We start from the raw sequence: 22,375 nt of genomic DNA, 5'->3' as shown, positions 1-22,375 counted from the left end.
ACTGGCATGGAAATTGAATAAGCTGACCCAATCGCCAGTTTGAGGTCAGCTTTATGACAATCTCGCAGCAGGACAACCCCCTCCAGTCACACGAAGTGAGCCAGCTCTACGCCATCTTCACGGCACTGCCGACCGGCGTGCTGCTGCTCGACGGCGAGGGGCTGATCACCCGCGCCAACCCGGCGGCCCAGGCCTTGCTCGGGGAACCGCTGGAGGGCCTCTTCTGGCGCCATATTATCGCCCGCTGCTTCCAGCCCAGGGAAGACGACGGCCACGAGATCTCCCTGCGAGACGGGCGTCGGGTCCAGCTCTCGACCCAGCCGCTGCCGGATCAGCCCGGCCAGCTGGTGTTCATCACCGATCTGACCGAGACCCGCCAGTTGCAGGACAGGGTCAACCACATGAAGCGGCTGTCCGCCCTTGGCAACATGGCCGCCTCCCTGGCGCACCAGATCCGCACCCCTCTCTCCGCCGCCATGCTCTACGCGGCCAACCTGGCGAACCGCACCCTGAAGCCCGAGTCCCGCAGCCAGTTCCAGCAAAAACTGATGGCGCGCCTGCAGGATCTCGAGAAGCAGATCAACGACATCCTGCTGTTTGCCCGCAACGGTGACAACCAGGTGGTGGCCCCCATCTCGGTCCAGGGGCTGCTGGCGGAGGTGCAGGCCGGTGCCGAGGCCTTCTGCCAGCAGCAGGGCTGTGCCCTGCACCTTGAGGTGCCGGAGCCGGATCTCTGCCTGCTCGCCAACAGCAGCGCCCTGGCGGGCGCCATCAACAACCTCATCGCCAACGCGCGCCAGGCCGGCGCCGATTCGCTGCTGGTGAGCGCGGTGCGCAGCGGCAACCGGGTGGAGATGCGCGTGCTCGACAACGGCAAGGGGATGCCTGCGGCCTTGCTCGGCCAGATCTTCGAACCCTTCTTCACCACCCGCTCCCAGGGCACAGGCCTTGGGCTCGCCGTGGTGCAATCCGTGGTGCGTGCCCACCAGGGGGAGGTCAGCGTGGCCTCTGTCCCCGGTGAGGGCACCTGCTTTACCCTGTCGTTCCCCCTGCATCAGCAAGCGGTGCAGCTCGGAGGTGTAGCATGACCCAGGCTCGTATTCTGGTGGTGGAAGATGACAACGGCCTGCGCGAGGCCCTGGTGGACACCCTGCTGCTCGGTGGCTATGAGTGCCGCGAGGTGGACAGCGGTGAGCGGGCCCTGCTGGCCCTGTCGCGCCAGCGTTTCGACATGGTGATCTCCGACATCCAGATGGGAGGCATGGATGGCCTCACCCTGCTGGCCAATATCCGCCAGCAATATCCCCAGGTGCCTGTGCTCCTGATGACCGCCTACGCCAACATCGACGGCGCGGTGCGCGCCATGCGCGAGGGGGCCATCGACTACCTGGCCAAACCCTTCTCCCCCGAGGTGCTGCTCAACCAGGTCAGCCGCTATGTGCCGGCCCAGAAGGTGGAGAGGCGGGCCGTGGTATACGGGGATCCCAGGACCGCCGAGCTGTTCCAGCTGGCGACCCGGGTCGCCAGGAGCGAGGCCACCGTGATGGTGACCGGCCCGAGCGGGACGGGGAAGGAGGTGCTGGCCCGCTACATTCACGACAACTCCAGCCGTGCCGAGCAGGCCTTCGTTGCCATCAACTGCGCCGCCATTCCGGAGAACATGCTGGAGGCGACCCTGTTCGGCTACGAGAAGGGGGCCTTCACTGGGGCAGTGCAGGGGTGTCCCGGCAAGTTCGAGCAGGCCCAGGGAGGCACACTCCTGCTCGACGAGATCACCGAGATGGATCTGGGGCTCCAGGCCAAGCTGCTGCGGGTCTTGCAGGAGAAAGAGGTGGAGCGGCTCGGCAGCCGCAAGATGATCCCCCTCGATGTGCGGGTCATCGCCACCAGCAACCGGGATCTGAAAAAAGCGGTGCAGGACGGGTTGTTCCGCGAGGATCTCTACTACCGCCTCAACGTCTTCCCCCTGCGCTGGACCGCGCTCTGGGAGCGTCCGGGGGACATTCTGCCCCTGGCGGAGCATCTGCTGGCGCTTCACGCCAGCCAGATGGGGCTGCCGACGCCGCGGCTCGCGGAGGAGGCCCGAGAGCGTCTGATGGCCCACTCCTGGCCCGGTAACGTGCGCGAGCTCGACAACGTGGTGCAGCGCGCCCTGATCCTCTGTCCAGACGGGCTCATCGGGTGCGAGCACCTGATCCTGGAGGAGACGGACGAGACGCTGGTACGCCCCCTCGAGCGGCTGTCGGGGGAGGGGCTCGGCGGCGAGCTCAAGCTGCAGGAGCACCAGATCATCCTGGACACCCTGCAGGAGTGCAATGGCAGTCGCAAGGCGGTGGCCGACAAGCTCGGCATCAGCCCGCGTACCCTGCGCTACAAGCTGGCCCAGATGCGTGACGCCGGCATAGAGCTGCCCGCCTAGGCTTGATGCCGGTGCCATGGCCTTGCCGGTCCGGCTCGATTATCATGGGCCCCTGACGATCGGAATCCGGCTCCCTGCGATCCTGTGCGGGGAGCCCTGTTAGGAGACGCCCATGATCTCTCATCGAAAACTGGAAAGCCTGCTCAACCACCTGCTCGAACCCCATGCCATCAAGGACTACTGCCCCAACGGCCTGCAGGTGGAGGGGCGCGAGCGCATTCGCAAGGTGGTGACCGGTGTGACCGCCAGCCAGGCCCTGATCGATGCGGCCGTGGCCGCCGATGCCGACGCCATCCTGGTTCACCACGGCTACTTCTGGAGCGGCGAGCCGGCCCAGATCACCGGCATGAAACAGCGCCGCCTCAAGACCCTGCTGACCCACGACATCAACCTGTTCGCCTATCACCTGCCCCTGGATGTGCACCCCGAGGTGGGCAACAACGCCCAGCTCGCCAGGCTGCTCGGCATCAAGGTGCGTCGCGGCCTCGAACCCTGGAACAGCAAGAGCGTCGCCATGGTGGGCAAGCTGGAAGAGCCCGTGAGCGGGGCCGACTTTGCCAGGCTCATCGCCGAGCGCCTCGGCCGCGAGCCGCTTCATTGCGGCGACAGCGGGCCCGAGCTCATCCGCTCCGTGGCCTGGTGCACCGGCGGTGGCCAGAGCTACATCAGCCAGGCGGCGGAGCAGGGCATAGACGCCTTCATCTCCGGCGAAGCCTCGGAGCAGACCATTCACACCGCCCGGGAGATGGGCATGCACTTCTACGCCGCAGGCCACCACGCCACCGAGCGCTACGGCGTCAAGGCGCTGGGAGAGTGGCTCGCCACCGTACACGGGCTGGAGGTCACCTTTATCGATATCGACAATCCGGTGTAGGGCCGATTAGCCGCGCAGCGGCGTAATCGGACGTGATGGCAGCAATTGCGCTGGTAGATAGAAATGACAAGGGAGGCCTGAGCCTCCCTTGTTGTGTCTTACTGCTGCTAGCGGTTACTCGCTGGCATAGCCTGCCAGGCCAAGCTGCTTGCCATCGAGGAAGGCAGACCCTTCTCGCATCTGCAAGCGCCCCTCGCAGAACCACTGCACCACCAGGGGGTAGATGCAGTGCTCCTGGACCTGGACCCGGGCAGCGACCTCGTCGGCGCTGTCCCCCTCGAAGATGGGCACGCGAGCCTGCAGGATCACCGGGCCGCCGTCCAGCTCCTCGGTGACGAAGTGGACGCTGGCGCCGTGCTCGTCGTCACCGGCCTCGATGGCGCGCTGGTGGGTGTGCAGCCCCTGGTACTTCGGCAGCAGGGAGGGGTGGATGTTGATCATCCGTCCGGCGAAGTGGCGCACCAGATCGCCGCTCAGGATCCGCATAAAGCCGGCCAGCACCACCAGATCCGGCTGGTAGTCCTGCATCAGGGCCAGCAGGGCGGCATCATATTCCTCCCGGCTGGCGAACTGCTGCTGGGCCAGGATGGCGGTGGCCACCCCCGCCTCTTTGGCGCGAACCAGACCATAGGCATCGGCCCTGTTGCTGATGACGCCCACCACCTGGCCTGCAATCTTGCCGCTGGCACAGCCGTCGAGGATCGCCTGCAGGTTGCTGCCGCTGCCGGAGATCAGAACCAGGATCCGCATCATTTGATGATGACCTGCTCCTCGCCATCGGCCGCCTTGGCGATGTGGCCGATGTGCCAGGCGTTCTCGCCTTCCGCCTTGAGCAGGGCCAGGGCCTTGTCCAGCTGATCCGCCGGCAGGGCGATGATCATGCCGACGCCGCAGTTGAAGGTGCGATACATCTCGTGGCGGGTGACGTTGCCGGCCTGCTGCAGCCAGCTGAACACCGCCGGCCACTGCCAGCTCTGCTCGTCGATCACCGCCTGGGTATTGGCGGGCAGCACGCGGGGGATGTTCTCCCAGAAGCCGCCGCCTGTGATGTGGGACAGGGCGTGGATCTCGCACTCCTCGATGAGCTTGAGCACGGGCTTGACGTAGATGCGGGTCGGCTCCAGCAGGGCGTTGGCCAGGGTGGTGTCACCCAGCGGCTGGTGGACGTCTGCCTTGGAGACTTCCAGGATCTTGCGAATGAGGGAGAAGCCGTTGGAGTGGGGGCCGCTCGCGGCCAGGGCGATCAGGGCATCCCCTTCGCCGACCTTGCTGCCGTCGATGATCTCGCTCTTCTCCACCACGCCGACGCAGAAACCGGCGATGTCGTAGTCTTCCCCTTCATACATGCCGGGCATCTCGGCGGTCTCGCCACCCACCAGGGCGCAGCCGGACTGCTCGCAGCCGACGCCGATGCCGGTGACCACGGCCGCGGCGGTGTCCACGTCCAGCTTGCCGGTGGCATAGTAGTCGAGGAAGAAGAGGGGCTCGGCGCCCTGGACGATGAGGTCGTTGACGCACATGGCCACCAGATCGATCCCCACGGTGTCATGCTTCTTCAGATCGATGGCCAGACGCAGCTTGGTGCCCACCCCGTCGGTACCGGAGACCAGTACCGGTTCCTTGTAGCCTGCAGGGATTTGACACAGGGCCCCAAAGCCGCCAAGACCACCAAGGACTTCAGGACGACGAGTGCGCTTTGACACGCCCTTGATACGTTCAACCAGTGCATTGCCGGCATCGATATCCACGCCAGCATCCTTGTAGCTCAGTGAGGTTTTGTCAGTCACGCGTATTCCCCGTCATATAAAGAAGTGGAGGGTAAAATTCGGGGCGTATTCTATCAGCGGGCAGGGAAAAGCAGAAAGAAAATCGTTTGCGCGTTTTTGGATGGAAAAGCTCTACAAGGGGCGGCTTTTGTTGTATGATTCCGCGATTTTTTTGGCGGCAGTTAGAGGAGATAATAATGAAAGTCGTTGAAGTCAAACACCCCCTGGTCAAGCACAAGATCGGCCTGATGCGCGAAGGCGACATCAGCACCAAGCGTTTCCGTGAACTGGCCAAGGAAGTGGGCAGTTTGTTGACCTACGAAGCGACCTCTGACTTCGAAACCGAGAAAGTTACCATCGATGGCTGGAACGGGCCAGTGGAAGTTGACCAAATCAAGGGCAAGAAGGTCACCGTCGTGCCCATCCTGCGTGCCGGTCTTGGCATGATGGACGGGGTGCTGGAGCACATGCCGAGCGCCCGCGTCAGCGTGGTCGGTATCTATCGCGATGAAGAGACCCTGCAGCCGGTCCCCTACTTCGAGAAGATCGTCAGCAACATCGAAGAGCGTCTGGCCCTGGTGATCGACCCCATGCTGGCCACCGGCGGCTCCATGATCGCCACCATCGATCTGCTGAAGAAGAAGGGCTGCCAGTCCATCAAGGTGCTGGTGCTGGTTGCCGCCCCCGAAGGGATCAAGGCGCTGGAAGCGGCCCACCCGGACGTGGAGCTCTACTGCGCCGCCGTCGATCAGGGCCTGAACGAGAAGGGCTACATTGTCCCGGGTCTGGGCGATGCCGGTGACAAGATTTTCGGCACCAAATAAGTCCTGATGTCATCGGCGCTCTTTCAAAAAGAGCGCAAGCGAAGCCGGCCTCTCGCCGGCTTCGTGGTTTATGCCCCCCGCCGGCTTGCTGCCACCTGGGCCTTGCCGCTACCATAAGCACCATCCCCCATTTCGAGAATCTTCTTTATGCTGAAACGCTTAGCGATGCTCTTCTGCTGCTGTCTGCCATTCGTGGCGTCGGCCGCCCAGGTGACCGACCTCTATCAGGGCAAGGCACCCACCAGCGGCGACATGACGGCCGCTCAGGCTCAGGCCCTGGGGGATGTGCTCGTCAAGGTGACGGGCAAGCGGGACATCCTGACCCAGCCGGACGTGGTCAAGGCGCTGGCCGCGCCCGGTGACTATGTGCAGCACTACGGCTATCAGGACGTGGGGCCGGTGAAGTTTCTCAAGGCCGATTTCGACGTGGCCAAGGTCAACGCCCTGGTCGCCCAGAGCAAGTTTGCCCTGCTGGGGCCCGTGCGTCCTCAGTTGGGCGTCTGGCTGGTTGTCGACGAAGGGGAGCGCCGCATCCTGCCGGATCAGTCCGGCGATGGCTGGGCCGCCGCCCTGCGTACCCAGGCCCAGGCCATGGGGCTGCCCATCAGCATCCCGCTGATGGATCTCGACGACAACATGGCGGTCAACGCCACCGACGTCTGGGGTCGCTTCGCCGATCCCGTGCTCAAGGCGAGCCAGCGTTATGGCGCCGAAATGGTGGTGCTGGGCAAGCTGACGCCGGAGGGAGAGAGCTGGAGCATCGACTGGGGCCTCTATGGCGTCAAGCCGGGTGCCCAGGCCGGGGAGCTGACCGAACTGACCAAGGGGTCTGGCTCGGGGTCCCAGGCCGAGGTGGCCAAGGGGTTTGCCGATGCCCTGGCCGGCTGGCTGGTGCAGCAGTACGGCACCCGCCTCTCCGGGGTCGCCTCCAGCCAGACCCTGGTGGTGGAGGGGTTGTCCGACATCGACGGCATGATCCAGATACAGAAGATGCTGCAAGGCATGGCCAGCGTTACCAAAGTGGCGATCGGCAAGCTGGAGGGAGACAAGGTCACCTTCAATCTCTCGTTGCAGGGAGACAAGGCGGAGCTGGTGCGGGGTCTGCAGCTTGAGAGCCGTCTGCGCCAGGTGGAAGACAACGAGAGCGGCCTGCGCTACCAATGGTCGCAGCCCTGAGCCCAGAGGATGTTCCAGACCGCCCGGCATGACCCGGGCGGTTCTCTATCTGCCGCTCTGGTGATACACTTGCCCGCAAATATCACAGTCAAAGCCCAACGAGTGAAGCAACCGGCCCAACTGTCTCTCGCCGTACAACTACCGGATGATGAAACCTTCGTCAGTTTTTATCCCGGCAACAATGCCCATCTGATCACCGCCCTCAAGAACGCGGCCATCGGTCAGGGCTCGCCCTTCCTCTATTTCTGGGGAGCCAAAGGCTCGGGCCGCTCCCATCTGCTGCACGCCACCTGCGCCGAGGTCAACGCCCGCGACGCCGCCGCTGCCTATCTCTCCCTCGATCAGTTCGAACAGCTCGACCCCAGCATGCTGGATGCCCTGGAGAGCCTGCCCCTGGTCTGCCTCGACAGCCTGGAGGCGATCGCCGGCAACGCCCTGTGGGAGCGGGCCCTGTTCGACTTCTACAACCGCTGGAAGGAGAAGGGAGAGGGGACCCTGGTGGTCACCGGCTGCAGTGCGCCGCGCAAGCTGGGGTTGCAGCTGCCGGATCTCGCCTCCCGCCTGGATTGGGGAGTGAGCTTCCACCTCGATGAGCTCGATGACGAAGGCAAGCTCAGTGCCCTGCAACTGCGCGCCGAGCTGCGGGGCTTCAAGCTGCCTATCGACGTGGGCCGCTTCCTGCTCAACCGGCTGTCGCGCGACATGCGCACCCTGCTCGCCACCCTCAACCGGCTCGACAACGCCTCCTTCCGCGCCAAGCGCAAGCTGACCATTCCCTTTGTCAAAGAGATACTCGAGCTCTGAGCCCGTCAAGCTGGTTTGAGGCTCGGCGACGCCGAGGCCACGGATAAAAAGAAACCCCGGCCACTGGCCGGGGTTTTGCTATCTCAAGGGATTCTGCTTATCAGTGGAACTGATCTTCTTCGGTCGAGCCGGTCAGCGCGGTCACCGAGGATTGCCCACCCTGGATAGCTGGCTGAAAGGGTCACCTGGTCGGCGCCATTCTAGCCATCACCTTAGTGGAACTGGTCCTCTTCGGTGGAGCCCGTTAAAGCGGTCACCGAGGATTGGCCACCCTGGATGACGGTGGTCACCTTGTCGAAGTAACCGGTGCCCACCTCCTGCTGGTGCGCCACGAAGGTGTAGCCCCGCTCGGCGGCCGCGAACTCAGGCTGCTGCACCATCTCGACGTAGTGCTTCATGCCCTCGCCGCGAGCGTACTGGTAGGCCAGCTCATACATGTGGAACCACATGTTGTGGATGCCCGCGAGGGTGATGAACTGGTACTTGTAGCCCATGTCGGAGAGCTCCTGCTGGAAGCGGGCGATGGTGGCATCGTCCAGGTTCTTCTTCCAGTTGAAGCTCGGGGAGCAGTTGTAGGCCAGTATCTTGTCCGGGTACTGGGCCTTGATGGCCTCGGCAAACTGGCGCGCCTCGTCCAGATCGGGCTTGGCGGTCTCGCACCACACCATGTCGGCGTAGGGAGCATAGGCCAGGCCGCGGGAGATGGCCTGCTCGATGCCGGCCTGAACCTTGTAGAAGCCCTCGCTGGTGCGCTCACCGGTCAGGAAGCCGGCGTCGTAGGGGTCCGCATCCGTGGTCAGCAGATCCGCCGCGTTGGCGTCGGTGCGGGCGATCACCAGGGTGGTGGTGCCGCAGACGTCCGCCGCGAGGCGGGCCGCGATGAGTTTCTGCACCGCTTCCTGGGTCGGGACCAGCACCTTGCCGCCCATGTGGCCGCACTTCTTCACTGAGGCCAGCTGATCCTCGAAGTGCACGCCGGCGGCGCCCGCCTCGATCATCCCCTTCATCAGCTCGAAGGCGTTCAGCACGCCGCCGAAGCCGGCTTCCGCATCCGCGACGATGGGCAGGAAGTAGTCGATGAAGCCCTTGTCCTGCGGGCCCACCTTGTTGGCCCACTGGATCTGGTCGGCACGGGCGAAGGAGTTGTTGATGCGCTCCACCACCGAGGGCACGGAGTTGGCCGGGTAGAGGGACTGATCCGGGTACATGGTGGAGGAGAGGTTGTTGTCCGCCGCCACCTGCCAGCCGGAGAGGTAGATGGCCTCGATGCCGGCCTTGGCCTGCTGCACCGCCTGACCACCGGTCAGGGCGCCGAGGCAGTTCACATAGCCTTTCTTGGCGCCGCCGTGGATCAGTTCCCACAGCTTGTCGGCACCGCGTTGGGCCAGGGTGTGTGCCGGCTGCAGGCTGCCACGCAGGTTCACCACGTCCTCGGCGCTGTAGCCGCGCTTGATCCCTTTCCAGCGGGGGTTTTCTGCCCAGTCTTTCTCGATAGCCTGGATCTGTTGCTCACGGGTCAGTGCCATATCAGTTCCCTCTTTCATTGATTTCACGTTTCCATTGACTTGTTATGGGGGCCGTCACCGGCCCGGGTTTCACAGCCGCTCGTAGCCGGGCAGCGTCAGAAAATCGATCAGGGTGTCGGCGCAGGTGATCTCCTCCATCAGGGCGCTCGCCTCGGCGAAGCGGCCAGCCTGCCAGCGCGCCTCGCCCACTTCGCGTCTGACCACCTCCTGCTCCTCGGCCAGCATCTGGCGGAACAGCGCCTTGGTCACCACCTGGCCGCTTGACAGGGATTTTCCGTGGCGGATCCACTGCCAGATGGAGGTGCGGGAGATCTCGGCGGTCGCCGCATCTTCCATCAGGCCGTAGATGGGCACGCAGCCGTTACCGCCTATCCAGGCCTCCAGATACTGCAGGGCGACCCGGATATTGGTGCGCATGCCCGCCTCGGTGCGCTCCCCCTCGCAGGGAGCCAGCAGATCGGTGGCGGTGATGGGGGCATCCTGCTCGCGCAGCACATGGATCTGGTTGCTGGCGTCGGCCGGGATGGCGGCGTTGAAGACCGCCATGGCGGTATCGGCGAGGCCGGGGTGGGCCACCCAGGTGCCATCGTGGCCGTTGTTTGCCTCACGCTCCTTGTCTGCCTTCACCTTGGCGAATACCTCGGCATTGACCGCCGGATCCTTGGCCGGGATAAAGGCGGCCATGCCGCCCATGGCCAGGGCACCGCGCTTGTGGCAGGTCTTGATGAGCAGCCGCGAGTAGGCGGACAGGAACGGCTTGTCCATGGTGACCACCTGGCGGTCCGGCAGAACGCGATCCGGGTGGTTCTTCAAGGTCTTGATGTAGCTGAAGATATAGTCCCAGCGGCCGCAGTTGAGGGCGACGATGTGGTCCTTCATCTGATAGAGCAGCTCGTCCATCTCGAACACCGCCGGCAGGGTTTCGATGAGCACGGTCGCCTTGATGGTGCCGCGGGGCAGGCCGAACCTGTCTTCGGTCCAGGCAAACACCTCGCTCCACCAGCGCCCCTCCAGATGGCTCTGCAGCTTGGGCACATAGAAGTAGGGGCCGGAGCCCTTGGCCAGCAGCGCCTTGTGGTTGTGCAGGAAGTAGAGCGCGAAGTCGAACAGGCCGCCGGGGATGGGCTCGCCGTCGAAAGTGATGTGCTTCTCCGGCAGGTGCAGGCCGCGCACCCGGCAGACGAGAACGGCCGGATCGGAACTCAGGGTATAGGCCTTCCCCTCCGGGCTCTGGTAGGCAATGGTGCCGTTGACGGCGTCGCGCAGGTTGATCTGACCCTCGATCACCTTGTTCCAGGCCGGCGCCAGGGAGTCTTCGAAGTCGGCCATGAACACCTTGACGTTGGCGTTGAGGGCGTTGATCACCATCTTGCGCTCGACCGGGCCGGTGATCTCCACACGCCTGTCCTGCAGGTCGGCGGGGATGCCACGAATGGTCCAGTCGCCGTCGCGGATGTGAGCGGTTTCGGGCAGGAAGTCCGGCAGCTCACCTGCGTCGGTGCGGGCCTGACGGGCGACCCGTTGTTTGAGCAGTTCATTGCGCTGGGGAGCGAAGCGTTCCACCAGCTCGGATACCAGGGCCACCGCATCCGGCGTCAGGATCTGCGCGTAATCGGGAAGCATCTCGCCTTGGATGTGCAGGCGGGGGCTGCTGATGGTCTGGGCCGGTGCCGACATAGGGTTCACTCCTTTGAAAGTTACATTTTGAACTTACTAACTACGACTAACGTCTATATTCGTTTCTCTTAAACTCCCCGTAACAGCGGGGTAACACGACTCATAAGGTGCAAAAGAATGGGGGGTTCGTCAACTTGATTTTTAAAACAGGTGTTTTGGTGTGGTTGTTAAGATGATGTTTTAAAAGGATTTACTTGATTAGCATAAAAGCTCTACACAGATAGTTATGCTCTTGGTTGCGCCGCCCCTCAGGGAGGATGAATGGGCCGGCAAGCGGGTGTCGGAAATGTAATTAATTACGTAATAAAATTACAAATGCAAAAAGAAATCCCGACCTTACTCCAGGCTTGGAAAAAACATCTGTATGAAATGCATCCTTTCAATGCAGCTTTCATCTGGCCTGCAAGGAGACTGGTTGATGAACTGTTGTTTAAAACCGAATCAGGAAAAGATGTGAAGAGGGAGGGGAAACGGGGATAGCAGGGAAATGACGCGCAATAACGTAGGTTTGTATCAGGGAACGGGAGCCCGAGGGAGGGATGTGCATCGTTATCGGCTAGTGAATAAAACCAGAGTTTTATCTTTTTATGGCATTTTATCGTTATTTGTGAGGGCGGTGTCTCGTCAGGGGTAGAAGGCGGTGCCGGACAGCAAAACCGGCGTCTTGAACCGCAACTTGGGGCCTGTTCGTCTCAGTAATCTTCATCCGGGGCGGCGAGATCGATCACATCGAGATGCACTGAACCGCCGAATTCGTGCTCCGCGGGATCGAGATCGGCGGGGGAGAGCAGGGGCTGAACGGGCTGAGTGTCAACTGCTTGGGTCATGGATGCTTGCCTCATTGATTGCAAGCCGGTCGGTGAGTCCATCACCCTAACGCCCACCTCCCTGTTTTCTGGCCGGCGGAAAAGTTGCGTATCCTAGCGGCACTTTGTAAAAGCTTCAAGTGGTTCTGTATAAAATTCATGCCAATAAAAAGCGGCGACCCGATGAACGGGGGAGGCGAGAGGAAAAAGAGGCGAGCGTCGGGCGTGCAGGCAAAAAAATAGCCCAGTCGTTTGACTGGGCTATTTTCGGGGAATTTGGTCGGTGTGAGAGGATTCGAACCTCCGACCCTCTACACCCCATGCAGATGCGCTACCTGGCTGCGCTACACACCGACGGAGTCAGCTCGGCTGACGGGGAGGAAGTCTAATCGGATGATTTGGCGGGCGCAACTCCTTTTTTATCAGGGAGATGCCGACTGCTTCTTTATTGTTCAGCGAAGATGCAACTTGGGCCCTGGCCGGAGTTTTGGCATAATCGCCGCCCCCTTAGGTGGGCACAGGGTGGCGAACACCCAACTCGGGGCGTTCTTATGTCGCCGGGGCCTTTGGCCTCTCTTTCATTGACTGCATCTTCTGTCGTGGGCTACCGGCTACCGGCCAGCGCGAGGCGGAAGGGGCCCGGTGTGCCCAGGGCCGGGACGCAGCAATCCGGAAGTGCGCGGCCGATGCCGTGCAGGGGCCAGGCAAGCCGACATCATATCGACGAGAGGATCAGGGCGTGAAACCATCTGAAGTTGCAGCACAGATCAGCCAGCGCGAGCAGGACGAACGCTGGATGCGCCATGCCATGGCCCTGGCAGCCAGGGCAGAGGGGATAGGCGAGATCCCGGTGGGCGCCGTGCTGGTGCTGGGGGACAAGATAGTGGCAGAGGGGTGGAATCGCTCCATCAGCGAGCACGACGCCTGCGCCCATGCCGAGGTGATGGCGCTTCGGGAAGCGGGCAAGCAGCTTGAAAACTATCGCCTGCTCGACACCACCCTCTATGTGACGCTGGAGCCCTGCTGCATGTGTGCCGGCGCCCTCATCCACAGCCGGGTCAAGCGGGTGGTCTATGGTGCCCGGGATTTGAAGACGGGGGCGGCAGGGTCTGTGTTCGACATCCTGCTGGATCCCCGCCACAACCACCAGGTGGCACTGACGGGGGAGGTGCTCGCCGACGCCTGCTCGGCCCAGCTGTCGGATTTCTTCAAACGGCGCCGCGCCGAGAAGAAGGCGGCCAGACTCGCCGCGAAAGAGGCGCTTCCTCAAGATGACAGCGGGGCCTGATGGCCCCGTTTGCTTTTATTTCACTGCCAGACCGGCGGCCTGCTTCCCCCCGAATACCAACTGCCACCCCTGCGATGAAGCCCGCGCTCTTTGCCGCTGTTGATGTAACAAAACTGTCATGCATCCGCCATATAATGCCGCCAAGCCTAGCTCACATTGAGGTCTTGCATGTCATCGGAATCGTTAAATCTGGTCATGGCGGGCAGTCGAAAACGCCGGATCAAGGATAAATTGGCCAAATATGGCGTCACCACAGGGGGAGCCCTGGTGCTGGTGGCGCTGTTGCTTATCTTCTTCTACCTGCTCTATGTGGTGAAGCCCATCTTCAATGGCGCCAGCATGGAGAGCACCGCTTCCTTCACCCTGCCCATCAAGGGCAAGACCGCCTGGCTCGGGGTCGAGGAGCAAAACGAGATAGGTTACCGCTTCAGCGACCTGGGAAAGGTCAAGTTCTTTGCCGTGCAACCGGATGGCAAGATCAAGACCGGACAGGTGATTGGCGAGGCACAGGTGAACGGCGAGATCACGGCGGTCGCGCCGCCTGCACCGGGCCAGAAACTCATCGCCTATGGGTTTGCCGACGGCAAGGCTCAGGTGGTGCAACCCTATTTCAAGATCTCCTATCCCAATGACGTGCGCGTCATTGAGCCCAGCCTGCAATATCCCTTCGGCGAGACCCCCGTGGTGATCGATCCCCAGGGCAAGGCGCTGACGCGCATGGTCTTCGAGGCGACCAAGGACAAGATGGCGACCGCGGCCGTGACCGAAGATGGTCGTGGTGTGCTGATGGTGATGAGCGGCGAGGAGAATTTCCTCTCCGGCGAAATCGAGTGGAGCAACCAGACCTACACCATTCCGTCCCTGCCACGCCATGTTGACCAGATGCTGCTGACCCCGAACCTGCGCCTGTTGTTCGTGCGCGAGGGCAACCGCCTGTCGGTCTATGACATCCACAACCTGAGCGACATCTCCCTGCGCAATGTCATGGAGATCAACGCCCCCAATGCCAGCGTGACCCAGGTGGCCCTGCTCTCCGGTGCGTCCTCCCTGCTGGTGGGCAACGACAACGGCGTCATCTCCCAGTGGTTCGAGGTGGCAAAGGATGGCAAGCGCCAGTTCACCCAGATCCGTGACTTCAAGAGTGACGCGCCGGTCGCCCTGCTGACCCCCGAGCACTTTCGCAAGGGCTTCATCAGCGCAGGCAGCGACGGCACCATCAACTTCTTCCATGCCACCGGCGAAGCCAAGCTGCTTGGCGAGAAGATTGACGGGGGCAACCTGGCTGCTGTTGCCATCTCTCCTCGCCACAACCTGCTGTTGACCCAGCAGGGGGATGACTTCAAGGTCTTTGACGTCGAGAACGATCACCCCGAGGTAACCTGGTCTGCCCTCTGGCAACAGGTGTGGTATGAAGGCTATCCCGAGCCCCAGTACGTGTGGCAGTCCACCTCCGCCAGCAACGACTTCGAAGCCAAGCTGAGCCTGGTGCCCCTGGTGTTCGGTACCTTGAAAGCCTCCTTCTATGCCATGGTGTTCGCGGTGCCCCTGGGTGTCGCCGGTGCCATCTACACCGCCTACTTCATGTCGGCGGGGCTGCGCAAATACGTCAAGCCGACGGTGGAGATCATGGCGGCGCTGCCGACCGTCATCCTCGGCTTCCTGGCGGGTCTGTGGCTTGCGCCCATCATCGAAGGGGCCCTGCCCGGGGTGATCCTGCTGCTGATCCTGCTGCCCATGGGCATGCTGCTCACCGCCCTGGTGTGGAACTATCTGCCGGAGCGAGGCCGCACCTGGCTGCCGGAAGGCTGGCACGCCATCCTGCTTATCCCTGTGTTGCTGTTCATCGGTTGGGGCGCCTTCGCCCTGAGCCCCATCATCGAGAACGCCTTCATGCACGGTGATTCGCGCATCTGGCTGACCCACGACATGGGCATCAAGTTTGACCAGCGCAACTCCCTGGTGGTCGGTATCGCCATGGGCTTTGCGGTCATCCCCACCATCTTCTCCATCGCCGAAGACGCGGTCTTCTCGGTGCCCAAGCACCTGACCCAGGGCTCGCTTGCGCTGGGGGCGACCCCGTGGCAGACCCTGAGCCGGGTGGTGATCCTCACCGCGAGCCCGGGCATCTTCTCGGCGGTGATGATGGGCCTTGGCCGCGCCGTGGGCGAGACCATGATCGTGCTGATGGCCACAGGCAACACCCCCATCATGGACTTTTCCATGTTCCAGGGGCTACGGACCCTGGCGGCGAACATCGCGGTGGAGATGCCGGAATCGGAAGTGGGCAGCTCCCACTACCGGGTGCTCTTCCTCGCCGCCTTCGTGCTGTTTGTGTTCACCTTCTTGTTCAATACCCTGGCCGAATTCGTCCGCCAGCGGTTGCGTGAAAAGTACAGCTCTCTGTAAGGACTAAGGAATCGACAATGGGTAAGTGGTTTAAATCGGGGGCCCCCTGGATCTGGATGACGGGGGGCGCCGTCAGCCTGAGTCTGGTGGCCGTACTGGGTCTGTTGTTGCTGATTGGCTGGCGTGGTCTGGTCTATTTCTGGCCCCATCCCATCTATGAGTGGCAACTTGAAGATGCAAGCGGCAACAAGAGCGTCCTGATTGGCGAGATCAACGACCGGGAGCTGGTGCCGGTGGAGCGCCTGCGCGCCGCAGGCCAGGCGCTGGAAGGGGAGGATCGCGAAGAGATTACCCGTTATCTGGTCAAAACCGGCAACCGGGAGTTCGTCGACCTCGATTTTCGCTGGGTGCTGGAGACCGATATCAAATCGCGCACCCAGCCGGCGGAGATCGCCATGGTGGAGCGTGCCACCAACGGCAACTTCTATGGTTACATCACCTCGGTGAAGGAAGATGGCCAGGAGCTGACCACGGATCTGCATCCCGCCTTGCAGCGGGTGCTGGCCCGTGCCAACGGCCTCTCAAGCCAAGCCAACGACCTGCAAAAAGGGGCCATCGGCAGCATCAACTATCAGCTGGAGCGCCTGCGCCTGAAAGAGCGCAAGGCCGAGCTGGATGACAAGCTGACCGATCAGCTTAAAGCCGAGCTGGCGAGCGAGCGTCAGGCCCTCAACGACCGTTATCAGGTGCTGGAGAAAGAGCTCTTCTCCCTGCGTACCCAGGCGGACAGAGACAGCATCACCGTCAAGGACATGCGCGGCGAACTGGTGACCATGCCGATGTCCAAGGTACTGGATGTGGTCTGGCCCAACGACATGAGCCTGATGGCCAAGGTGGGTCACTGGTTCCACCAGATAGGCAAGTTCGTCTCCGATGACCCCCGGGAGGCGAACACCGAGGGCGGCGTCTTCCCTGCCATCTTCGGCACCGTCTTCATGGTGATCCTGATGGCCATCATCGTGACCCCGCTTGGGGTGGTGGCGGCGGTCTACCTGCACGAGTACGCAGGCAAGAACAGCCTGACCAAGATCATCCGCATCGCGGTGATCAACCTGGCGGGGGTGCCCTCCATCGTCTACGGCGTGTTTGGCCTGGGCTTCTTCGTCTACACCCTGGGGGGCAGCATCGACCGCCTCTTCTACCCGGAAGCGCTGCCGAGCCCGACCTTCGGTTCCCCCGGTGTCATCTGGTCAGCCCTGACCCTGGCCATCCTGACCCTGCCGGTGGTGATCGTCTCAACCGAAGAGGGGCTGGCCCGGATCCCGAGCACCATTCGCCAGGGTTCGCTGGCGCTGGGTGCTACCCAGGCCGAGACCCTGTGGCGCATCGTGCTGCCCATGGCCAGCCCGGCCATCATGACCGGCCTTATCCTGGCCATCGCCCGTGCGGCGGGCGAGGTGGCGCCGCTGATGCTGGTGGGGGTGGTGAAGCTTGCTCCCACGTTGCCGATGGATGGCAACTTCCCGTACCTGCACGTGGAGCGCAAGTTCATGCACCTGGGCTTCCACATCTATGACGTGGGCTTCCAGAGCCCGAACGTCGAGGCGGCGCGTCCTCTGGTCTACGCCACCTCCTTCCTGCTGGTGACGGTGATCGTCGGCCTCAACCTGACGGCGATCGGTATTCGTAACCACCTGCGCGAGAAATTCCGGTCGCTGGAACATTAATCCAGCCATTACAGAGACGGGCAGGGACCTTCCCTGCCAACCAGATATTCCGGCAGCGGGCAAGACGTTTGCCCGCTGCCACCAAGAGAATTTGAGGTAAACAGATGATCAACGTAACACCGAGTTCGGCCCCGCACACCGCCACCGACCTGCTCAACCTGACCCCGGAGCAGACTGCGCTGGAGGTGAAGGATCTCAACCTGTACTACGGCAACAAGCAGGCGCTGTTCAACGTCAACATGAAGATCCCCAAGGGTCAGGTCACCGCCTTCATCGGCCCGTCCGGTTGCGGCAAGTCCACTTTGCTGCGCTGCATCAACCGGATGAACGATCTGGTGGAGATCTGCCGCATCGAGGGGGAGATCCAGCTGCACGGCCACAACATCTATGACAAGAGCGTGGATGTCTCCGCCCTGCGCCGTCAGGTGGGCATGGTGTTCCAGCGCCCCAACCCCTTCCCCAAGTCCATCTACGAGAACGTGGTCTACGGCCTGCGTCTGCAGGGCATCAATGACCGCCGTACCCTGGACGAGGCCGCCGAGCGTTCCCTGCGCGGTGCTGCCCTGTGGGAGGAAGTGAAGGATCGTCTGCATGACAACGCCTTCGGCCTCTCCGGCGGTCAGCAGCAGCGTCTGGTGATTGCCCGTGCCATCGCCATCGAGCCGGAAGTGCTGCTGCTCGATGAACCGACCTCGGCGCTGGACCCCATCTCCACCCTCACCATCGAGGAGCTCATCAACGAGCTCAAGAGCCAGTTCACCGTGGTGATCGTGACCCACAACATGCAGCAGGCGGCGCGGGTCTCGGATCAGACCGCGTTCATGTACATGGGGGAACTCATCGAGTACTCGAATACCAACACCATCTTCACCACCCCGGCCAAGAAGAAGACCGAAGACTACATTACCGGTCGTTACGGCTAAGGGATGCCGCTGATTGAGATGAGCAAGTTGAGCATCAACAAGCAGATTGGCAGTCAGTTCAACGGCTAAGGCATGTTGGTGCAACAAGGGTGATTGAGATGAACAAGATGAGCATCAACAAACAGATTGGCAGTCAGTTCAACGGCTAAGGCATAATCGGAGCAACAAGGATTACTGGTATGGACAATATGAACCTCAACAAACACATCTCCGGTCAGTTCAATGCCGAGCTTGAGAGCGTGCGCAATCAGGTACTGGTGATGGGGGGGCTGGTGGAGAAGCAACTCACCGACGCCATCGCCGCCATCCATGGCCAGGATCTGGATGCGGCGCGCAAGATCGTGGCCAACGACCACAAGGTCAACGCCATGGAAGTGGCGATCGACGAGGAGTGCACCCGCATCATCGCCAAGCGTCAGCCCACCGCGTCCGACCTGCGGCTGGTGATGGCCATCATCAAGACCATCACGGATCTGGAGCGGATTGGCGACGTGGCGGACAAGATTGCCCGCATGCTGACCGACAACGCCAACAAGCCCCAGCCACCGCTGGTGTCGCTGGAGAACATGGGGCGTCGCACCATCAAGATGCTCCACGACGTGCTCGACGCTTTCGCCCGCATGGATCTGGACGCGGCGCTCGCGGTCTACAAGGAAGATGACAAGGTGGATCGGGAGTACGAGTCCATCATCCGCGAGCTGATGACCTACATGATGGAAGATCCGCGCACCATCCCCCAGGTGCTCAACGTGCTCTGGGCGGCACGGGCCATCGAGCGGGTCGGTGATCGCTGCCAGCACATCTGCGAGTACATCGTCTACTACGTCAAGGGCAAGGATGTGCGCCACACCAAGGCCGATGACCTGAGCGATCTGCTGGGCAAGGGCTGATGGGGCGCCTTGGGTGGAGCTCCCGTCGCGGCTGCAGGACGGGAATCCAACTCTGATTGAATAAAAAGGCGCTTTGAGCGCCTTTTTCATTGCATGGCACGGCAGTTCAAGATAACGCCACCCGGCGGGCGCTTTTCTGCTAGAATATGGCCCCTGTGTGAGTCCCGGATGGAGTCACGGTCCGGTTTCCCGGGCCCAGTTTGCCGTCTTGTGCTAAGGCGGCTGTAGCAATAGGTTAATCATGAGTTTTGCCGATAGTTTGTTCTTTCTGATGCTGCTGGTCGCCGGCAGCGTGTTCTTCTCACTCTCCGAGATCTCCCTTGCCGCCTCCCGCAAGATCAAGTTGCAGGTGATGGCCGACGAGGGCAACCGCCACGCCGAGAAGGTGCTGGCATTGCAGGCCCAGCCGGGCAACTTCTTTACCGTGGTGCAGATAGGCCTCAATACCGTCGCCATCCTGGGCGGTATCCTGGGCGAGTCTGCCCTGAACCCGGCCATCAAGGCGTTTATCTCCGAGTTCTATCAGGGGCCCTGGCTTGGCGAGATCAGCTCCGCGGCCTCGTTCGTCTTCGTCACCGGCATGTTCATCCTGATAGCGGACCTGATGCCCAAGCGCCTTGCCATGACCATGCCCGAGCGGATCGCCGTGGTGGTCGTGCGTCCCATGATGCTGTGCGTCACCTTGCTGATGCCGCTGGTGTGGCTGTTCAACGGCATGGCCAACGGCCTGTTCCGGCTGATGCGCATCTCCATGGTGCGCAACGACGAGATCACCTCCGACGATATTTATGCGGTGATGGATGCAGGTGCCGAAGCCGGTGTCATTCAGCGCGAGGAGCACCAGCTCATCGAGAACGTGTTCGAGCTCCAGTCCTTGGGTGTCACTTCCGCCATGACGGCGCGGGAGAGCCTCATCTACTTCACCCTGCAAGAGGGGGAGGAGAGCATCAAGGCGAAGATCGCCGAGCACCCCCACAACAAGTTCCTGGTGTGCGACCACAACCTCGACAGCATCAAGGGGTTCGTGGATGCCAAGGAGCTGCTGATCCGCGTCATCAGCGGCCAGAGCATCGATCTCAACAGCGGCTCCCTGGTTCAGAACGTCATCATTATTCCCGACACCCTCAACCTCTACGAGGCGATGGAGTACTTCAAGAACCATCGTGGCGATTTTGCGGTGGTGATGAACGAATACGCCCTGGTGGTGGGCATTGTCACCATGAATGACCTGATGAGTACCGTCATGGGGGAGTGGGCCACCCACGTGGTGGAAGAGCAGATCGTCCAGCGGGACGAGAACTCCTGGCTGGTGGACGGGGTGACCCCCATCTCCGACGTGATGCGCGCCTTCGACATCGAGGAGTTCCCGGAAAACCAGAACTACGAGACCATCGCCGGTTTCATCATGTACATGCTGCGCAAGATCCCCAAGCGCACCGACTCGGTCAAATATGCCGGTTACAAGTTCGAAGTGGTGGACATCGACAGTTACAAGATTGACCAGTTGCTGGTCACCCGGGTAGAACCTGCGAGCAATGAGAAGCCCGCTCAGGAATCCTAAAGGAGTTCGTTAGCAATCATGAAGATGAAGACTCATTCCCGTGCGCTGGCCTGTGTGGCGCTCGCCCTGGCACTGGGTGCCTGCAGCCAGAGCGCACCGCGCAAGCCGGTGACGCCTGCCAAACCCGTCGCTCCCCAGCCTGCGGTGGTGGTCCCGCAGCAGGATCCCGATGCGGTGGTGCAAAGCGCCGTGGCAGAGCCCAGCCCGGTGTTCGACGAGGAGTATCACGGCCCGGATCAAGGGTCGCTTGAATCGGTCACCGCCCTGTTTGCCCGGGGTTACATCGAATCGGCCATGCGCGAGACCATGCTGGCGGCGGTGCACAGCGACTATCCGCTGCTCGGCATGCGGGACGTGCGTCTCACCGACCCTGTTGCCAAGTTCCTCACCTCGGCCCAGGCACGCACCACGGCCCACGACTACCTCTATGCCGGGGTGCAGCGTCGGCTGGGCCGCCCGCTCAGCCCCGCCCAGTGGGAGCAGATCTGGCAGGGCTATCCCCAGCAGGGTCGGGTCTCCGACTGGGTCAAGCAGACCAAGCGGGTGCTGGCCGGGCGCTGAGTCCCTCTGGTTATCGGCGGCTGTGTCCGCCTTGATCCCCTGTTTCACAAGAGGTCACCCCCCGGGGTGGCCTCTTGTCGTTTCAGTGCCTGGCCAGGTGATGCCTGTGCCGGGGAGATCTCCCTTTGCCGCCATCATCCTGAGCTTGCCCGGATTTGTTCGTAGCCCCCGATTGCCTCTTGTTCTACTTTGGGTCATGATATTTGGGATTTCTAGCCGTCTAGATGTTTTGATGGCTTAATGTGGTTTCACACAATAAACACCCGTCATGGCGGGGAGACGCAGAGAGACAGAGATGGACAAGCAGGATTTGTGGGTACTCGATGGCGGTATGGGCCGTGAACTGGCGCGGCGTGGTGCGCCGTTCCGTCAACCGGAGTGGTCGGCGCTGGCGTTGATGGAAGCGCCCGAGACGGTGCGCGAGGTACACCAGGCTTATGCGACGAGCGGTGCCCGGGTGATCACCACCAACAGCTATGCCCTGGTGCCCTTCCATATCGGCGAGGCGCGCTTTGCCGCCCAAGGGGAGGCACTTGCGGCTCTGGCCGGGCAACTGGCCAGAGACGTGGCCGACGAGCAGGGGGGAGCCGTCAAGGTGGCCGGTTCCTTGCCGCCGCTCTTTGGCTCCTATCGTGCGGACCTCTATCAGGCCGAGCGGGTGAGCGAGCTGGCGACACCGCTTATCCGTGCCCTGTCACCCCATGTGGATCTCTGGCTGGCGGAGACCATGAGCCTCATCGCCGAGCCCCTGGCCCTCAAGGCCCTGTTGCCCGAGGACGGCAAGCCGTTCTGGGTCTCCTTTACTCTGGAAGACGAGGCGCCGGGCAGCGAGCCCACCCTGCGCTCCGGCGAGCGGGTGGCGGATGCCGTGACCGCGTTGGCGTCGGCCGGGGTGGATGCCATCCTGTTCAACTGCTGCCAGCCCGAGGTGATTGAAGGGGCGCTCAAGGTGGCCGTCGCCGCGTTGCAGGTTCAGGGGCGCACCGACGTTCGCCTCGGCGCCTATGCCAACGCCTTCCCGCCCCAGCCCAAGGAGGCGACTGCCAATGACGGTCTGGACGAGATCCGCGGCGATCTGGGGCCGCTGGATTACCTCGGCTGGGCCGAGCGCTGGCGCAGAGCCGGGGCAAACCTCATCGGCGGCTGCTGTGGCATCGGCCCGGAACACATCGAGGCGCTGGCCAGCCGGCTGCGTTAAGGAGCGCCC

At 62.3% G+C, this 22,375-nt stretch carries 20 protein-coding genes and 1 tRNA gene; 15 read left to right on the top strand and 6 right to left on the bottom strand.

The features are described 5' to 3' along the window. Positions 1-53 precede the first annotated feature (53 nt). The 3 genes from AB5Y68_RS02245 (at position 54) to AB5Y68_RS02235 (ending at position 3,293) form a co-directional block, all read left to right on the top strand. A complete protein-coding gene (locus AB5Y68_RS02245; RefSeq protein WP_039040243.1) occupies positions 54-1,088 on the top strand; it encodes a PAS domain-containing sensor histidine kinase in 1,035 nt (344 codons plus the stop codon). Further along, positions 1,085-2,419, top strand: coding sequence for a sigma-54 dependent transcriptional regulator (locus AB5Y68_RS02240; protein ID WP_039040244.1), 1,335 nt, complete (start codon positions 1,085-1,087; stop codon positions 2,417-2,419). Before AB5Y68_RS02245 ends, AB5Y68_RS02240 begins: the two co-directional genes overlap by 4 nt. Positions 2,420-2,531: 112 nt before the next feature. Beyond that, positions 2,532-3,293: a Nif3-like dinuclear metal center hexameric protein gene (locus tag AB5Y68_RS02235; protein ID WP_039040245.1), complete on the top strand. Its 762-nt coding sequence runs from the start codon at positions 2,532-2,534 to the stop codon at positions 3,291-3,293. A gap of 114 nt (positions 3,294-3,407) precedes the next feature. Here AB5Y68_RS02235 and purN read toward each other — a convergent pair whose 3' ends face one another. Together purN and purM are read right to left on the bottom strand one after the other, a co-directional pair. Continuing rightward, positions 3,408-4,046, bottom strand: coding sequence for a phosphoribosylglycinamide formyltransferase (purN, locus tag AB5Y68_RS02230; protein ID WP_039040246.1), 639 nt, complete (start codon positions 4,044-4,046; stop codon positions 3,408-3,410). Next, on the bottom strand, positions 4,043-5,080 hold the full coding sequence (purM, locus tag AB5Y68_RS02225; protein WP_039040247.1) for a phosphoribosylformylglycinamidine cyclo-ligase: 1,038 nt from the start codon (positions 5,078-5,080) through the stop codon (positions 4,043-4,045). Before purM ends, purN begins: the two co-directional genes overlap by 4 nt. A gap of 176 nt (positions 5,081-5,256) precedes the next feature. Here purM and upp point away from each other — a divergent pair, with 176 nt between their 5' ends. From upp to hda, 3 genes are all read left to right on the top strand, one after another. Continuing rightward, a complete protein-coding gene (gene upp / locus AB5Y68_RS02220) occupies positions 5,257-5,883 on the top strand; it encodes a uracil phosphoribosyltransferase (RefSeq protein WP_039040248.1) in 627 nt (208 codons plus the stop codon). 147 nt (positions 5,884-6,030) lie between these two features. Beyond that, a complete protein-coding gene (locus AB5Y68_RS02215) occupies positions 6,031-7,059 on the top strand; it encodes a DUF2066 domain-containing protein (protein ID WP_039040249.1) in 1,029 nt (342 codons plus the stop codon). A gap of 102 nt (positions 7,060-7,161) precedes the next feature. Next, a complete protein-coding gene (hda, locus tag AB5Y68_RS02210) occupies positions 7,162-7,863 on the top strand; it encodes a DnaA inactivator Hda (RefSeq protein ID WP_039040250.1) in 702 nt (233 codons plus the stop codon). A 212-nt stretch (positions 7,864-8,075) separates the two neighbouring features. Here the strand turns inward: hda and aceA are convergent, their stop codons facing one another. Together aceA and aceB are read right to left on the bottom strand one after the other, a co-directional pair. After that, complete coding sequence (aceA, locus tag AB5Y68_RS02205) at positions 8,076-9,389, bottom strand: isocitrate lyase (protein WP_039040251.1); 1,314 nt, start codon at positions 9,387-9,389, stop codon at positions 8,076-8,078. Between the two features lie 69 nt (positions 9,390-9,458). Then, positions 9,459-11,066, bottom strand: a complete 1,608-nt coding sequence (gene aceB, locus AB5Y68_RS02200; RefSeq protein ID WP_039040252.1) for a malate synthase A — start codon at positions 11,064-11,066, stop codon at positions 9,459-9,461. 261 nt (positions 11,067-11,327) lie between these two features. On the opposite strand from aceB, the gene AB5Y68_RS02195 reads away from it, so the two are divergent. Next, positions 11,328-11,546 (top strand): hypothetical protein, encoded by a 219-nt coding sequence (locus tag AB5Y68_RS02195; protein ID WP_368206893.1) that lies wholly within the window; start codon positions 11,328-11,330, stop codon positions 11,544-11,546. Positions 11,547-11,758: 212 nt separating this feature from the next. Here the strand turns inward: AB5Y68_RS02195 and AB5Y68_RS02190 are convergent, their stop codons facing one another. After that, on the bottom strand, positions 11,759-11,893 hold the full coding sequence (locus AB5Y68_RS02190) for a hypothetical protein (RefSeq protein WP_267882648.1): 135 nt from the start codon (positions 11,891-11,893) through the stop codon (positions 11,759-11,761). Positions 11,894-12,149: 256 nt separating this feature from the next. Beyond that, positions 12,150-12,226, bottom strand: a tRNA-Pro gene (locus AB5Y68_RS02185). Positions 12,227-12,611: 385 nt separating this feature from the next. Between AB5Y68_RS02185 and tadA the strand changes: the two genes are divergently transcribed. The 8 genes from tadA (at position 12,612) to AB5Y68_RS02145 (ending at position 22,366) form a co-directional block, all read left to right on the top strand. After that, a complete protein-coding gene (gene tadA / locus AB5Y68_RS02180) occupies positions 12,612-13,160 on the top strand; it encodes a tRNA adenosine(34) deaminase TadA (protein WP_080770013.1) in 549 nt (182 codons plus the stop codon). A 168-nt stretch (positions 13,161-13,328) separates the two neighbouring features. Beyond that, a complete protein-coding gene (locus tag AB5Y68_RS02175; RefSeq protein WP_039040253.1) occupies positions 13,329-15,566 on the top strand; it encodes an ABC transporter permease subunit in 2,238 nt (745 codons plus the stop codon). A gap of 17 nt (positions 15,567-15,583) precedes the next feature. After that, the gene (pstA, locus tag AB5Y68_RS02170) at positions 15,584-17,233 is read left to right on the top strand and encodes a phosphate ABC transporter permease PstA (protein ID WP_039040254.1); all 1,650 of its coding nucleotides are present in this window, start codon (positions 15,584-15,586) and stop codon (positions 17,231-17,233) included. A gap of 104 nt (positions 17,234-17,337) precedes the next feature. Beyond that, entirely contained in the window at positions 17,338-18,156 is an 819-nt protein-coding gene (gene pstB, locus AB5Y68_RS02165) for a phosphate ABC transporter ATP-binding protein PstB (protein ID WP_010675264.1), read from the top strand. A 179-nt stretch (positions 18,157-18,335) separates the two neighbouring features. Then, positions 18,336-19,046 (top strand): phosphate signaling complex protein PhoU, encoded by a 711-nt coding sequence (gene phoU, locus AB5Y68_RS02160; protein WP_029314752.1) that lies wholly within the window; start codon positions 18,336-18,338, stop codon positions 19,044-19,046. A 241-nt stretch (positions 19,047-19,287) separates the two neighbouring features. Further along, on the top strand, positions 19,288-20,607 hold the full coding sequence (locus AB5Y68_RS02155; RefSeq protein ID WP_039040255.1) for a hemolysin family protein: 1,320 nt from the start codon (positions 19,288-19,290) through the stop codon (positions 20,605-20,607). Positions 20,608-20,625: 18 nt separating this feature from the next. Next, entirely contained in the window at positions 20,626-21,168 is a 543-nt protein-coding gene (locus AB5Y68_RS02150; RefSeq protein WP_039040256.1) for a hypothetical protein, read from the top strand. A 295-nt stretch (positions 21,169-21,463) separates the two neighbouring features. After that, the gene (locus AB5Y68_RS02145; protein WP_039040257.1) at positions 21,464-22,366 is read left to right on the top strand and encodes a homocysteine S-methyltransferase family protein; all 903 of its coding nucleotides are present in this window, start codon (positions 21,464-21,466) and stop codon (positions 22,364-22,366) included. Positions 22,367-22,375: the final 9 nt, after the last annotated feature.

It is taken from the genome of Aeromonas sp. R6-1 (assembly GCF_040908165.1).
Lineage (GTDB): Bacteria > Pseudomonadota > Gammaproteobacteria > Enterobacterales > Aeromonadaceae > Aeromonas > Aeromonas caviae.
Note: the sequence above shows the minus strand (reverse complement) of the source record. Positions and strands in the feature narration are given on the sequence as shown.

Bases quoted from the DNA above. Each gene is read 5' to 3' on its own strand.
- AB5Y68_RS02245 (WP_039040243.1), top strand. From the start codon at position 54: ATGACAATCTCGCAGCAGGACAACCCCCTCCAGTCACACGAAGTGAGC.
- pstB (WP_010675264.1), top strand. From the start codon at position 17,338: ATGATCAACGTAACACCGAGTTCGGCCCCGCACACCGCCACCGACCTG.
- AB5Y68_RS02155 (WP_039040255.1), top strand. From the start codon at position 19,288: ATGAGTTTTGCCGATAGTTTGTTCTTTCTGATGCTGCTGGTCGCCGGC.
- AB5Y68_RS02175 (WP_039040253.1), top strand. From the start codon at position 13,329: ATGTCATCGGAATCGTTAAATCTGGTCATGGCGGGCAGTCGAAAACGC.
- upp (WP_039040248.1), top strand. From the start codon at position 5,257: ATGAAAGTCGTTGAAGTCAAACACCCCCTGGTCAAGCACAAGATCGGC.
- AB5Y68_RS02195 (WP_368206893.1), top strand. From the start codon at position 11,328: ATGGGCCGGCAAGCGGGTGTCGGAAATGTAATTAATTACGTAATAAAA.
- phoU (WP_029314752.1), top strand. From the start codon at position 18,336: ATGGACAATATGAACCTCAACAAACACATCTCCGGTCAGTTCAATGCC.
- aceB (WP_039040252.1), bottom strand. From the start codon at position 11,066: ATGTCGGCACCGGCCCAGACCATCAGCAGCCCCCGCCTGCACATCCAA.
- pstA (WP_039040254.1), top strand. From the start codon at position 15,584: ATGGGTAAGTGGTTTAAATCGGGGGCCCCCTGGATCTGGATGACGGGG.
- AB5Y68_RS02240 (WP_039040244.1), top strand. From the start codon at position 1,085: ATGACCCAGGCTCGTATTCTGGTGGTGGAAGATGACAACGGCCTGCGC.
- AB5Y68_RS02235 (WP_039040245.1), top strand. From the start codon at position 2,532: ATGATCTCTCATCGAAAACTGGAAAGCCTGCTCAACCACCTGCTCGAA.
- AB5Y68_RS02215 (WP_039040249.1), top strand. From the start codon at position 6,031: ATGCTGAAACGCTTAGCGATGCTCTTCTGCTGCTGTCTGCCATTCGTG.
- AB5Y68_RS02190 (WP_267882648.1), bottom strand. From the start codon at position 11,893: ATGACCCAAGCAGTTGACACTCAGCCCGTTCAGCCCCTGCTCTCCCCC.
- purN (WP_039040246.1), bottom strand. From the start codon at position 4,046: ATGATGCGGATCCTGGTTCTGATCTCCGGCAGCGGCAGCAACCTGCAG.
- AB5Y68_RS02145 (WP_039040257.1), top strand. From the start codon at position 21,464: ATGGACAAGCAGGATTTGTGGGTACTCGATGGCGGTATGGGCCGTGAA.
- AB5Y68_RS02150 (WP_039040256.1), top strand. From the start codon at position 20,626: ATGAAGATGAAGACTCATTCCCGTGCGCTGGCCTGTGTGGCGCTCGCC.
- aceA (WP_039040251.1), bottom strand. From the start codon at position 9,389: ATGGCACTGACCCGTGAGCAACAGATCCAGGCTATCGAGAAAGACTGG.